Raw genomic sequence first — 15,266 nt, forward strand, 5'->3', positions numbered from 1 at the left:
AACTCTCCCATCTCTTTTGTACTCTATCAGTCCATATCAATGTCTGGAAACTGGTTCCTATTTTTCTAGTACTCTTTTAATAGACTGAAAATAAGCCAAAAAGTTGCGAAATTGAGAGATTTCAAGCTTTATAGAGTCAAAACTGTCATAATTAGACGACAAAAAAAGCCCGGCATAATTGCCGGGCTTTACCAATTGTTTGGTTATATATAAGAGTTGTTTACAAGTAATCAGCCTGTTTCAGCATCCGTTGTAGCATCACGGCAGCTTGAGCACGGGTGGCATTGCCTTGGGGCCCAAATTCACTTACTGTCATGCCCAAAATAATCCCTGATTGCACTGCCTTTGCGACGAACTCCGCACTTTGATTCTGAATCTTTGCCTTATCCTTGAATCTTGCAAGTGTTGAGGCAGAAGTACCGCTTAGTGTAATAGGATGATTGGTATATTCCATCGCACGGATCATCATGATCGCCATCTGCTCGCGTGTTATATTATCATTCGGACGGAAAGTACCATCCGTATTCCCTGTAATAATTCCTGCCTTAGCCGCTGCACCAATATAATCTCCTGTTTGTGTGAAAGGCCGCACATCTCGGAAGCGTTGTGCTGTCTCACGATCTCCAAGCAAACCCAGACCCCGACTAAGCATAACAGCAAACTCAGAGCGGGTAATTTTTTTCTCCGGATTAAACGCATTGCCGTAGCTGCTATCGATAATACTCTTAGCGCCAAGCTCAGCTACAATCGCATTACTCCAGTGCTTACTCATATCCGTGAAAGTCCGGAGGGACAAGAAGGTCCCTAGCACCTGATTACCATTGGTTCGAGCACGAATAATCGTATAGCTGCCTACCGTACTGATTTTTGTGGGTAGATAAGCTGCATCGTCATAAGAAGGATCTAATCTGACTACAGATGTCTGCGCACTATTTAACGAGGAAGTAGTACGTACGGTGTATTCTCCTGGTACAGCCAGTGCCTTGGAATTCGAATTACTGCCGCCAACGATCGCCGTCACACGAACATCCATGAGACTAGTAACGGTTCGCATTCCCAACGTTTGCAGCTTTTGCTCAAAAGGTGTAAACGTGCCTGCTGGAACTTTATCCAAGCGAAACACGAGCGAAATATTTTTACTTTCCGAGTTCAGGCTGCTTGCAAGCCCGTTCATATCCATATCATTGAGCCCTACGCTAAATAGGTTATCTCCATGACGAATCATAAACTTAGTATTTTTATTACGATTTACCGCATCGAGCAATGGTTTTAGCGGAACGGATACAAAAGCTGCTTGCTCGGTGGAAGGAACTTCAAAAGCTAATATATCATTGTTCATCTTATTCAGATATTCATAACTTGCAGCTATTCGATCTGCGTTTATAGTATATCTTTTTACGGATTGATTGTATAAAGAACGGTCATCCACAATTTGTGAGGAGTCGCTCTTTAACAGTAGATACTCTTTTCCAAACTCACTCGTTGCAAGTGTTCCCAGATAGGATGGACGACTTCCAGATCCGGTGGTCACGCCGGTTAGATTCTGAACTGATAATGCTGAGAATGAGGATAGTATATTCCCACTCAAATCCTTAATCATACCGTTACCAGACATATAGGATAAGTCGACAGCTTGCCCGGTTTTTACAGCTGAGGATAATGTTATCTTCAGAATATTGCCTGAGATATAGTAGGATTGCACTCCTACGCTGCTGCTATCTGCTCTAACTCCGAACTGATTGGTGAAGAGGGAACCGGATGCCTGCATATTTTTTGCAAAAGTAACTGTTAGCTCGTCACCCGACACGGCCGCTGAATTAATCTCCGGAACAGTGGTGCCGCTATTCTCCGAAATGGATACAGGCTGCAAGTTAATATACGCCGCTCGGTTTCCATTCAAATCGCTCACCCCGGCAGAACCCGGCACATAAGATATGGTCACATTCTGATTCAACGTCAGCGCTTTCTGAAGCGTTAAAGTAACCTGAGTGCCGCTGACCGATACATTAGTTACATAATTAGGCGTGCTGCCCACTAAAACAGAGAATTGGCTATTCAGTGGGAGATTGGTTGTAGACAAGCCTTCATTATAATTCAAAATGATTTTAGTGCCGCCTCCGGTTGCACTTTGAAACACTGGCGCAATCGTATCGTTACTGTTACGGATATTGAAATCAGTAAAGTCCGCAATATTTTGTCCATAAGAATTTTGCAAAGGATAAGAACCTGCATAATAGGATACCCGAACATTCTGTCCATTTGATGCTTCACTAGCCAATGTTAAATATACTGTATTACCACTGGAACTGATCGAGTTGACCCCAAGTGAGCTTCCATCTGCAGTCACTGAGAACTGGTTATGAGCGTAATAGGAAACTGATTTTAGTGTATCGTTAAAGTTTAATACTACGGATCTCCCTGTGATTCTCCCATCTTTAGGTGTCGGCATGGAGGACTCGATGGAGTTCGTGATCTGTTTAGAGCTAAAAGTGCTCGCCGCATTTCCGCTTGGATCCTGAATCGTCCGCAGTCCGCCATTATAGCTGACCTTTACAATCTGCCCAACAGCTACTCCTGTACTCAGCACCAGATAAGCGCTGTCTCCCTGAATATAGACGCTTTCAATCGCTCGATTCTCGTCATTCACCGTAACTCCAAAGCTTGAGGTCAACAACGCTATGGATGAATTGAGCGACTCATTATATTTCAGACGAATCGTTCGGTTATTCTCAAGCTGTACAGATGTGAGCTGTGGAGCAGTTTTGTCCAGAGACAAGGTCTTGAAGCTCCATGAATTCTTACCACTTAATCCTTCATATAGAACGTTGGCATCACTTGCGTCTACAAAAGCCCCTTTAGCGATATCAATGTAATAAGTTGAATCACTATCTAACACTACAGAAGGTGTGATTATAAATTCTTTAGCTGTAGTGGTACTCCGAGTAACGTTAACCGGCAACTGAGATCCTCCGCTTTTATATAGAGCCACACCATTGGCCACTGCACTGTTGTAATTCACATCCCGATTAAAAGCGATCGAAAAGGATCTGTTGTTAGCAATAGATTCACTTCGATCAGATGGATTCAAAGCACTTACGCCAAGTCCAGTCAAAGATACCGTTGTGAAGGTCCAAGTGTACGGGCCCGAGGCAGGAAATACATTTCCATCTTGATCATAAAAAGCACCCTGGGGGATCGTAACTGTATATTGCGTGCCATTTAGCAGAGGTGAGGCTGATGACGCTGGATTCAATGTTATAGTTCTGCTGCTTCCTCCAGTAACGGCTGGGGAGTTCACATCAAGCCATCTCGTTCTGGCATCGTTAGCAGCCCCTGGGGACACCGTAATATAACCTGATGCAGGCATCATAGGACGGTCAAAAGTGAGCTGTAGCGCTCCTGTGGTAGATATACCACCTGAACCGTTAGCCGGTGATGGGGTTACTGGAATTTCAGCTACACCTTTCGTAGAAAAACTCCATACATTCCCGCTAGAAATACCAGCAAACGTTCGATTATCAACATCTTTAAAAGCGTAGGCATCTATTAGAACATAATAACTTCCTCCGGCTGCCAAAGCTTTCTCCAACGTTAATTTAACTGTGGTAGAGTTTGCATCAGTCAGAACGTTAACTCTAGTGTCATCATCCTTTATTCTGAACTCTTGCACGGTTGTATTATCTGCTGAGGACAAGATTCTAATAGAGCCCCCACCTTTTAACAGCTGCTTATTTAGTGTCAGACTAAGTTCCTTTAAACTCCCGGCATCTACTCTTGCATTACTAGCCGGTGAAAAGTTGCCTGCCGTGATAGCCGTATTACTCTCGGGAGCGGTGGTAAATACCCATGAAGTAAGTCCTGATTCATTACCCTCGTTATCTTTGAACAATCCTTTGGGAATTGTGACCGTGTATGCCTTATTCGGAGTGAATTGTTGGTTTGGCCCTAATTTAAGCTCGTAATCTTTTGAACTACCAATTAAACCATAACTACCAATAGGAATCGTCACAAAAGGTGTACTATCACCCTGACCCGTGATGGTAATTTCTCCAGCCTGTGGGTTTACTTGACGATCAAAGCTTAATTTAAGAGATGACCCGATATTTACATAGGTTGCTCCAGGTGCTGGCGACACACTAATGCCAAATTCCGCTGCAGCATGTACTGCCGATATTCCAATTCCGATAGAAGGATACCCTGCTCCAAGTACCAGTTCTCCCGCTAGAAAAATTGCCGTCCATATTGAAATTTTTCTTTTCATGCCGTGATAGACTCCTCTCAAACCATACTAACGTCTTTATGTATATTCTTATATTTCGGTTAAAGGGCTTACAAAGTTTAGTAGTCTACTTCTCTATGATTAGAATCAATCCTAATTCTGCCCATTACATAAAAATAGCCCGCAGAGCTGACACTAAGTGCCAACTTGCGGGCTTAACGAATTATAAGAACATATAATTAACTACAATCCTGCTTGACCTCTGAGTAATTCCGCTTTATCTACGCGTTCCCAAGGAAGATCAACATCAGTCCGTCCAAAATGGCCGTATGCTGCAGTCTGTCTATAAATTGGTTTACGTAAATCAAGCATGGAGATAATACCCGCAGGGCGAAGATCAAAGTTGTTGCTGATCAGTTGAACCATCTTTTCCTCACTGATTTTACCTGTTCCGTATGTATCCACATTAATCGAGACAGGAGTAGCCACACCAATGGCATAAGCAAGCTGGATCTCACATTTATCAGCTAGACCCGCAGCTACAAGATTCTTCGCCACATAACGAGCAGCATAAGCCGCAGAACGGTCCACTTTAGTTGGATCCTTACCAGAGAATGCGCCGCCGCCGTGACGAGCGTATCCGCCATACGTATCAACGATAATCTTCCGTCCAGTCAGACCAGCATCCCCTTGAGGACCACCAATCACAAATCGTCCTGTTGGGTTAATAAAATATTTAGTTTCAGTATCAAGCAGTTCCGCAGGAACAACCGGCATAATTACATGCTCTTTAATATCTGCTTGAATTTGTTCAAGAGAAATTTCTTCCGCATGCTGTGTGGATACTACGATAGCGTCCACGCGTACAGGTTTCTCATCTTGATACTCAATCGTAACTTGTGTCTTCCCGTCCGGACGCAGATATTCCAAAGTTCCGTTCTTACGAACTTCAGATAAGCGACGAGCAATACGGTGAGATAAAGCGATCGGTAGCGGCATCAGTTCTGGTGTCTCATTCGTAGCAAAACCGAACATTAACCCTTGATCACCCGCGCCAATATTTGCTGTTTCTTCAGCTAGTTGTGCTGGATCACGATGTTCCAGCGCAGAGTTTACACCTTGAGCAATATCAGCCGACTGTTCATTCAGAGAGCTCAAAACTGCACAGGTATTATAATCGAAACCATATTTTGCTCGTGTATATCCAATTTCTTTAATGGTATTGCGTACGATGGCAGGAATATCTACATACTCAGATTTGGTACTGATTTCCCCGATCACCAAAACAAGACCAGTTGCTACTGCTACTTCGCAGGCTACACGTGCATTTGGATCATTAGCTAAAAATGCATCCAATACCGCATCTGAAATCTGGTCACAGATTTTATCCGGATGGCCTTCCGTTACGGACTCGGAAGTAAACAAATGACGCCCTTTAATAGACAAGTATAACAACCTCCCTTATGGTTAGTCTGACACTGTATAAGGAGTTCCTTAATAATCACAGACCAAATTAAAAAAATATATAACAAAGTAACTCAGGAGCCTGTTTCTTTTATGAAGGATGATTGCAGTCTTTCATGTTTATATTCATTAAACTCTTCAAAAAAATGAACCTTTCCCATATGGAAAAGGTCTAAGGCTTTCCTCAAAAGTCATATTATCTTATTTGGGAGGTGGTGTCAATGACTCCGAAGCCCCTCCATCACAGTATAAATATTGATTCTAAAGTATTAAAAAGCAATATCAGATAGGGAATTTATGAGTTCCTACACCCTGATATTATTAAAGAAGAGACTGTTCAGCTTGCTTAATGAGTCTCTTCGTGATTTCACCGCCAACAGAGCCATTATCTCTTGAACTAAGATGTCCAAGATACTGGCTACGGCCAGAAGCACTACCTCCGATTGCTCCTAATTCAGAAGCAAACTCAGTGTCTGCTCCGCCTCCATAATGCGCCCCATATAAACCAAACTCAGCTGCAATCTCATATTGCATTTGTTTCAGCATTGCCCGACTTTCCGGTACCACTGTACGATTGTTACGTGCCATGTTACAGCACCTCCTGTGAATTTATAAGATTACAGGAATATTGTGCGTTCAACATCTACTCTTCAATCGCGCCAATGATTTGTAACTTTGGAAATCAGTTTGAAGGTATGATCAAGTACAATTAAGGGCAATATGAATATATATAGTCACACATTATTTTAATGTATAACCACCGCGAACCATAACAACAAGACCAAGGGTTTGTCCTTCTTGCACAGTAATACCACGACCATCACGAGGGAAGGATAGTAAATGGTTTGATGGTGCAGCGACTCCATTAGCTAGATCTTTACCATCTGTTAAATCAGCAACACCATTCGCATCCTGAGAGTAGATCACTGCTTTTCCCGCGCGAACAATAAATTCAGCGCCTGCGGAAGCAATTAAGGTTTGACCTGGTTTTACATCAACAATTACGGATTCATTACTGCTAGTAGTTGGAGCTGTTGTTGCTGTTGGAGCTGAGCTAGGACTCGGAGTAGCTGTAGCTACTGGAGCTGTACCTGTACCACCTGTAAGTGCTTTCTGAATTTGCTGATCTACATAGCTTTTGGTAACCACTGGGTCATCCGCTGTTCCAGGCTGTGAACCCACACCTGCACCTTCAGCAGTAACATTTAACAGGGATCCAGCCCAAACACCACCAGCCAGCAATACAGCTGCAGTTGATACTTTCCATATCGATTTCAATGAAATTCCTCCTCTTATGGGGGTAAATGCCTATAAAAAAAGAATAGCCTCCGAAGAGGCTATTCTGTGCTTCGGTAATCGGAGATTACTTAGCGGAGATTTCTGTACCATCAGTTACTTTGTTACCATCTTCATCGTGTGCGGTTGCATCTTTAACAATCTTAACGATGATTCTGTTAACTTCATTGGAGTTCAGATCCAATTGCTCATTGATATTTGCACTGGAATCAATGATTTGTTTCGAGAAGGTAACAGACCATTTACCTTTATCCGATCCATTTTTAATCTCAGTTACAGTGTAATACTTTTGATCAAGACGAGTTCCAACAGAATCATTGTTGATATAGATCGCCAAATGTTGTTTGTCAAGATTTTCTACTTTTTTAGAGAACCCAAGAATCAATTCATAAGAGTTACCGCTGGAAACTACTGCAGATTCAAAGACTGGGCTAGTTCTGCTAGTAAGCTTACCTTTCGCCGAAACCGCTTCGATTGTGTTACCAGATACATCAGTAACACCGTTAACTACGAAATTGTAGTCAGTTTTAGTTTCAGTGATTGAAGAGCTAGGGATATGAATTGTTGCACGAGCAAATTTCGGACTGGAAGAGCTAGTTGCTGGTGCTCCATTTTCATCAAGAGTTTGAATAGTCACATAAGAACCAGCAGGCAATGCCTTGTCGTTCAATGTGTAGCTATTAACATCCATTACAGAAGAAACGTTCAGACCGCTTGCATCTTTCAGGTCAACAGTGATAGTAGCATCACCATAAACAGTTTCAGTTGCAGTTGGAGCTGAAATCTTTTTGCTGTCAGTGATTACAATACGGTCATTGAACAGTACTGGAGCATCGCCATCAGAAGATTCCGAACCGATTTTCACAGTCAATACAGTTGCAGCAAGTTTATTGCCGGAGAAGGATTTATCTTTGAAGAGTCCTTCTGGCAGACGCACAGTGTACTCACCAGCATCTACTTTAACATCAGTCAATGTATGTGTTTTTCCACTACCACTTGTAGTGTTAGCAATCGCCTTAGATTGACCAGTTTTGTTATTGATCAGTACAACAGAACCTACTCCAGTGTTTACAACATCTTCAGAGAAAGTCAGTTTCAGACCCTTAACAGAAGTTGAACTTGTGTAAGTGATACCAGTAACCGTAGGAGCTACAGTATCCTTAGTGAAAGTGATCGCTTGACTTGAAGCAGTTCCCAAAGTGTTACCGAGTGTATCCTTAACAGTTGCTCCGAATACAACAGTTCCAGTGAAGCTACCAGTGGACGGGAAGCTAGTCAGAGGGCTCTGCAGGGTAAATTTCTTGCCTGTTTTATCATTAGTAACAACACTAAATGTACCTTGGCTTTCTCCAACAGAGTTCAAGAGACGAACATTACCAACCAAAGATGCACGTTCAACGTTCTTGTCAAACTCAACTTCGATGAATTTGTCGCTCACAGCAGTTACGCTCTTGATCACAGGAGCAGCAACGTCAGAAACAACAGTTACAGTAGTTTTGATTGGGTTTGGATTAGCCACGTTACCTGCATAGTCAGTTACGTTAAGCAGGGATACGTCATAAGTCTTACCGCTATCCAATGTTACTCCACTCAGTTTGAACTCAGTGTAAGTATCATTTTGTACAGTTACAGCAGCATTTGAACCATTTACGTAAGCAACGATGCCAGTAGTTTTAACTGGTTCGCTGAAAGTTACATAAACATCTTTAGTAGTTGCTTTAGCTGTAGAAGTAACAGAAGCAACAGTTGGAGCTACAGTATCGGCTACAGTCAGCAAAGTTGTGAATGCTGGAATAGCTTCTGCGGATGTTGTTTTAACAGCATCACTTACTACAACAGTGTAGTTACCTTTAAGACCCTTAGTTCCTGGCACAGTAATTGTAGCTTCTGTATTGTCAGCGCTGAAAGTTACAGTAGCGTTTGCCACTTCATCATCTTTGCTTCCAACTTTAGTTACTTTTACAACGCCATCAATAACTTTCCCACCTTCAGCCAATGTATCAGCATCGATAGTACGGTTGAATTTAACAACTACTTGTTTAGCGTTTGGAGCAGTTGCGGAAACAACTTTAGGAGCTGCCAAAGTTACTTTTGTAGTGTAATCGTGGTTGTTGTGTTTGAAGTTGATTGTAGTTTCAACGCCTGCTACAAGAGCAGTAGTCAATTCAACAGTTGTAGTAGTTTTGTCAGAGAAAGTAACAACTACTTTAGTTGGGCTTACTGCTTCAGCAGAAGCTACAGTAGGAGCTGCTTTCAATTGATCAACTGCATAAGCTGTTTCAACTACCAAAGAACGGCTAGCGTTAGCTTTGAAGTTAGTGTCTTTAGCAATCAGACCAGCATTGATTACTGCTTGAGCATAACCTTTAGCCCATGCAGATGCAGTGTTGTCAGTTGTAGCTGGTGTTTCAAGTTTCAAAGCGCGGAACAATACAGCCGCTACTTCTTCAACTGTTACTTTACCATTGTAGTCGAAGATACCTTTAACAGTATCTTTACCTTGCATCAAGTTAGCTGCAGTAACAGCTTCGATGTAAGGAACTGCCCAGTTCTTAGCGTTGTAACCTTTGTCTTTGTAAGACAATTTGTTAGTTACTTCAGTAAGATCGAACAATTTAGTAACGATCTTCGCGAATTCAGCGCGAGTAAGATCTTTTTCAAGGTGAGCTTGACCATCTGGGTACCCATTGAGAATACCTTTTGCTGCCAAAGCGTCAAATTTTTGTTGCGGGGTTGTTGCTGCGTCACCAAACGCTACAGAGGCAAACATCGAGAATGCCATTGCTGTAGATAATGCTACGGATAAAATTTTCTTCATAACCTTTTTTTCTCCTCCTTGGACGTTCATAAACTGAGATTTTTCTTTAGTTGAGTAGCTCGTGTCACTCATTAGCCGATGCACCCCCTTTCCAGAGTTGAGCAAATTAAGTATAAATAATGTCTGTGACGGGTATCACAGAAACTGGTAAACAATGATCAGGACATGACAATACTAGATTCCTAATTATACCTAAGTATTATACAATGTGCCTCAAGTCACGTAAAGCTAATTTTTCCATTTTGTTAAATTCGCTTTACCACCGGTTAATTTCAACTGCCTGTGTAAATGACTCTACACCTTAAACGCAGAAGATTTGGAAAAGTTGCGGTTTCTCAAAAAAATCTTTTCTTTTTTTTGTTTCCCGGTACAATCCCAATAGAAGATACATATGTATGTTCTACTAACTATTGTTAATCATGGGTTGCCACGGAAAATAGTATACCATAGTCGTTTTCTAAACGTCATTATGCAATATTTACTAAGTATCATTAACACTAGTGCCATTTATTTAAACATTCCTACAAAATTTGAGTATAAAGGGGGAAAAGACCTGATTACTCACATTCACCGTAGGCTGATTATATGGAGGCTCCTCATCCGAGCTTCGGATCTTAAAGCTATAATCTAAATACCTTCGCTTATAGGTTTGATCAAACATGTTCTTCCTTGGTTTGCCTCCTGGTTCATTGCTTTGATGATTCGTAAGCTAATGGCTACTATTTACCTTCACCATTCGATGCTTCCCATACAGATAACAACCATGCTGAACGCAACAAAAAAGCGCCGTTGCCGGCGCTTACTTCTATTACAGCAGGGTCTAACGAATCTTCATAGATAACTGGATCAATTCCTGACGCTTTTCAGGACTTGAGTTTACATTGTCATACATTGCATCAATAGCTGCGCGATTCTCGCGGTAGCTCTTCTCATGTTTAATTGTAGTATGAGACCATTCGATCAAAGCGTTCTCAGCAACGACAAGCTCATTGTAAGAATCATGGAATCCTGTAGCCTGAACAAGCTCCTCCATAACCTCCTGCGTAATCTCCTGTAGTGCCCGCTTAGCCGCAATTTCCTTTTCTAACACTTTTGCTCTATTCTCAAACATATTCTTGGCTTTCATGTAATCCAACTGTGCTTTTGCTAAAATCGGTTTCATGGTTGGCTTTCACCTTTCAGAAAATAATATTTTCTACGTTATTGTATCGTAAATCGGCGCAGATTACAAAGATGTCTAAATGGTAATTTAAGCTGTATACATCCACGTGCTCTTCAAAACTTTGCATTTTTCTTTTTTCATTATACCCAAATGGTAATCAGATATAAAGTATACCGAATATATAGTGGCTGATAAATGAACAAACAGAGGGCGACTAAACAGCCCTCTGTAATAAAATCATACAATATGAAGCTTTCCCTCTAGCTCAGGTTTTTAGGGAATATAGTAGTACTCTTTTTCAATAGTTCAACAGCAATTTTCCCAGCTTCAGCTCTGGTCATGTTGGACTTAGGATTAAAGTTATATGAAGGCTTCTTCTGTCCTGGAGTGTTCACTTCAGTTCCATTCATGATTTTGGCTTTCGATACTGCTTGAACAGCAGACAATGCATAGGATTCTATCTTACCGGAATCCATGAATGACTTGGCGACATTGTCTTTTAATTTCTGATCATTCACTGCCAGCTTCAATTTAAGTGCTCTGGCGATCATTACAGCTGCTTGTTCCCTGGTAATCGGCTGATCTGGTCCGAATACACCATCAGAGAGTCCAGTAACGATACCTGCTCTTGCCGCTGTCTCAATATGGGCATAGTCCCAGGTAATTGAGCTTGCTCCGGGTACAAGATCCGCATATGTCTTCTTATCATCATAATTAAGCGGAAGGTTCAATCCTTTAACAAGAAGTGTTGCGAACTCTCCTCTTGTCGTCTGATCATCTGTTCCGAATTGCTCAAACCGAAGATTATTCATAATTCCTTTAGAGTACAAAGCATTCAAAATATTTCTGGCCCAAGCATGATTCGTAACATCGTTGTATCCTCGGCTCATCTTCATAACGGTATAGTATCCAAATTCATCAAACGGAACGGTGATTGTGTGTTTATTGGTATCTACAGTACCTCCAATATTTTCCCATTCCCGTTTATCATTATATTTGAATACAGTAACTTGGGTACCTGCCTCCACTACTACATTAGAGTCAAACGAAAGGGTCAGTGTACCGCGTTTGGATGGCGTAATTCTGCGTTCAGCGGGAATCTGCGGATCACCAAACAAACCATCTACAGAATATGGAGCTAATCCGTTTGTAGCAGGAATGTATCCTGCAGTTGAGACTGTGCCCAACTCTCCTAATCCACCACTAATCCAGTACATTTCCGAAATGCGTCCAAAGTTATTAGTCTCATAATCGGAGCTAAAACGAAGAGTAAACTCATCAGGAATCTTCCATGTAGGAATACCACTGTCCTCAAACGTCTCAGGGAAACCAATAACATTTCCATAATCATTACGGCGTTCTACTACACCTGTCTTCGGCTCTGCAATCCCAAAACGCAACTTCGTGTCAGGATAATATTTCGTGAGGTTCCGTCTATCTGTACTTTGCATTACCGTTCCTTTAGGGAAATTTAATTCTAATGCCTTGTTAAACACGCTGTATTTATCCGCTACCTTAGGTGCCATGTACTGTGAATCGACACCTACAGTCCCCGTATAGAATACGGAAATGGTATCTGTCGTGGTTGCTCCTCCGCGAACAATTGAAATCTTAATAGGATTGGCTTTATCTTGTTTTAAGCCCACATAATCTAATACAAATCTATTAGCCCCCAAGTCAGTACGTCTAACCGCGCGTTCCTTATCTACGATAACATCTGTAGCTCCTTCAGCCTCAATATCGAAGTGAATGAAGTTTTTGTTCACAACATATTGAGTACCTACAGAAGGCTGAGGTGAAAGAAGGCGATACGCACTTACTTCTCTAACAATCTCTAGCTTCCGACTGGTCTTAGCTCCTGTGCTGTTAATCAGCTCAAGTGTGTATATATACGTTCCTGGTGCATCATTAGTGAGATCTTGTATTCGCATAATAAAGTCCTTTTGATTTCCTGCAAAGCTATAAGTGTATGCGGTACCTGGAGGAAAAGTAGGAGTCTCAGGCGTTTGTGAATTTGTAGGAATATCAATAGAAACAATATTTTTAGTACCCAAATTCAAATTAAGCTTAACAGCTCCGCTTCCTCGAAGAACTAAATCATACGTCTTCAAACTTGTTGTATATATATTATCTTTATAAATGAAATCTGGTGTTAAATTAAAAAGTTTGGCGAGTCCTGTATCGGTAGATGTAAAATCACGAGACGGAAAGTCCGGTCTTCCTGTACCAACAGCAGGTTGGAACTTACTAATCGTTGACACATTCTCATCAATAATATATATACGCAATTCCTTGCGCACTTCTCTTGTCTGTCCTTTGTCATCAATACCTGTTGCAGTAAAGATGATTTTGTTCTCTCCATATACCAACGGACCTGCTGTAGCGTTAACCGCTAGTGGAACTTCAAAATTACCTGTTTGTTTGTCCACCCAAGCATCGGTGCTTGATTTAACTTTTAGTCCATTAACATACATTTCAGCTACAAAAAAAGTACTTTTTAGATTTTGGAAATCAATGTACTGCCCTTTAACCGTGAGTGTTTTGTTTGCGCTTGAATCAATAGTATAAGTCTCTCCATCAGTGAGGTTAGCGACATAGATGTAGTTCTTTGATGCAAAGGAAATATTAACATCTTTATTTGCGGTAGAACCCTTAAAATTAAAGCGGACTGTCTGATTACCATTTTGAAAATCATTTATTTTGTAAATATATTCAGTATCTGAAATTGTCTTAACCAACTCAGGGGCTAGGCTTTTAGTGGATAAAGGTAAATAGCTAGCAAGTAACGTAGTATCATTAGGTAAACTATTAGTTTTGACCCGAATATAGAACTCACTGGAGTTCACCTTTGCTCCATTTAGCGATACGCCTGGTGGAATAGTAGTATCTGCGGGATTATATCCTTCTAACAGTCTCATATCAGTGATAACCGTTTTCCCCTGCATATATTGAAAATCCACGGAACGATTTATTGTTTTAGTCCCATAAGCGACCGAAAGAGCGTGAACTTGATCTACTAAAATATTGGCTGCCGTGTCTTTCACCATAGTGAGTGGAATGCTGAATGTAACTAGACGATATGAAGGCGAATCTTTCTTCGGAGAAGGGACCAAAATTTCAGACCCAGTAGTTAAAGACAATTTACCACTAGAATCAATAGTCATCCCACTTCCATAAGAAGGGGTAACAACCGCATTATCAAGCTTTACAATTGCAGATCCAGCAAATGGAATCCCGGCATTGTCCGGAACCATCATTTGAACAAATACTTTGGCGGTATCCGCTTTCTCCGTAAATATCGGCTGATCTTTGCCAAGCAGATCCTGTACATAATTAGACGAATCCCCTAAGTATAATTTAACAATCGGATTCTTCTCATCAAAATAAAATATCGTATATTGAAAGGACAGCGTATCAGAGCCGTTCATTACGACTAACTTCAGCTCATTCACACCTGGTTTAAGTTGCATCCGCTGTGAGAAGAAGGTTCCGTCCTGCAATAGAGAGGTAGCTGATGCACCCTCACCGTTAATGGAAACAGTAACCTTTGTTGCATTTTGTGCTTTACCTTCCAAAGTGATTTCTGAGTTCGCTACTACAAGCTGCGCACCTTCGTTCAGGTCAAGCTTATCTGAACCGCCTAATACTTGAAGCTTCTCAACATAAGGTACCTTATCAAAAAGAACATAAAAAGCCTCAGAACGATCGTTACTTCCCTGCGACCCGGTCAACGTAATCCGATTAATTCCCGGATACAGCGTCAAATTCGCGGTAAACCGGTTATCCGGGCTATCAACATCCAACTGAACAACACCTGGCATCACATGTGTAGGGTCTTCAACCCACTTTCCAGCTTGCTGATCCCAGCTCAATAGTTGTACATTTGCTCCCAGTGTAGAGCTGGTTACCTTTGTATAGGTTCCTGAAACCTTCAAGCTCGCATCGGTTACTTGCAATACATTAGTTCTGGAGATTTGAGTGGTTGTACCTGTTGACGGTAATAGTGTCAGATCAACTGTATTTCGTAAAACTTTATTATCAGGTGTAAAATAACTGGTGGGCTTATCTGCCGCTTCTGCGGTATTCATAAGTCCAGCGGGGACTAAAGTTACTACCAAAGCAAACAGTAGCGACCATATAAATGTCTTTCTCATGCGCTGCATGTCATTAATCTCTCCCTTTTGTTGACGTTAACTATTTTATCGGTACTTAAGATGATAATTTGAAGGAATACTGCTTAATAATTTTATAAAAAGAACATTTTTTAGCTAATTTTAAGAACGTAAAAAGCCCATCCTGTGACAGGA

General features: G+C 41.4%; 7 protein-coding genes. All 7 read right to left on the reverse strand.

From position 1 onward, the window contains the following. Window positions 1–220: 220 nt before the first annotated feature. A complete protein-coding gene (locus tag MKY19_RS28265) occupies window positions 221–4,261 on the reverse strand; it encodes an Ig-like domain-containing protein (RefSeq protein WP_339799148.1) in 4,041 nt (1,346 codons plus the stop codon). A 201-nt stretch (window positions 4,262–4,462) separates the two neighbouring features. Beyond that, a complete protein-coding gene (gene metK / locus MKY19_RS28270) occupies window positions 4,463–5,665 on the reverse strand; it encodes a methionine adenosyltransferase (RefSeq protein ID WP_339799151.1) in 1,203 nt (400 codons plus the stop codon). 339 nt (window positions 5,666–6,004) lie between these two features. Then, a complete protein-coding gene (locus MKY19_RS28275; RefSeq protein ID WP_339799154.1) occupies window positions 6,005–6,271 on the reverse strand; it encodes an alpha/beta-type small acid-soluble spore protein in 267 nt (88 codons plus the stop codon). A gap of 153 nt (window positions 6,272–6,424) precedes the next feature. Continuing rightward, on the reverse strand, window positions 6,425–6,961 hold the full coding sequence (locus MKY19_RS28280; RefSeq protein ID WP_339799158.1) for a hypothetical protein: 537 nt from the start codon (window positions 6,959–6,961) through the stop codon (window positions 6,425–6,427). An 85-nt stretch (window positions 6,962–7,046) separates the two neighbouring features. Further along, complete coding sequence (locus MKY19_RS28285) at window positions 7,047–9,797, reverse strand: hypothetical protein (protein ID WP_339799161.1); 2,751 nt, start codon at window positions 9,795–9,797, stop codon at window positions 7,047–7,049. A gap of 820 nt (window positions 9,798–10,617) precedes the next feature. Continuing rightward, window positions 10,618–10,959, reverse strand: coding sequence for a hypothetical protein (locus MKY19_RS28290; protein WP_042131350.1), 342 nt, complete (start codon window positions 10,957–10,959; stop codon window positions 10,618–10,620). 260 nt (window positions 10,960–11,219) lie between these two features. Then, the gene (locus MKY19_RS28295) at window positions 11,220–15,113 is read right to left on the reverse strand and encodes an S-layer homology domain-containing protein (RefSeq protein ID WP_339799164.1); all 3,894 of its coding nucleotides are present in this window, start codon (window positions 15,111–15,113) and stop codon (window positions 11,220–11,222) included. Between the last annotated feature and the right edge of the window lie 153 nt (window positions 15,114–15,266).

Source organism: Paenibacillus sp. FSL R5-0744 (assembly GCF_037972555.1).
GTDB lineage: Bacteria > Bacillota > Bacilli > Paenibacillales > Paenibacillaceae > Paenibacillus_AQ.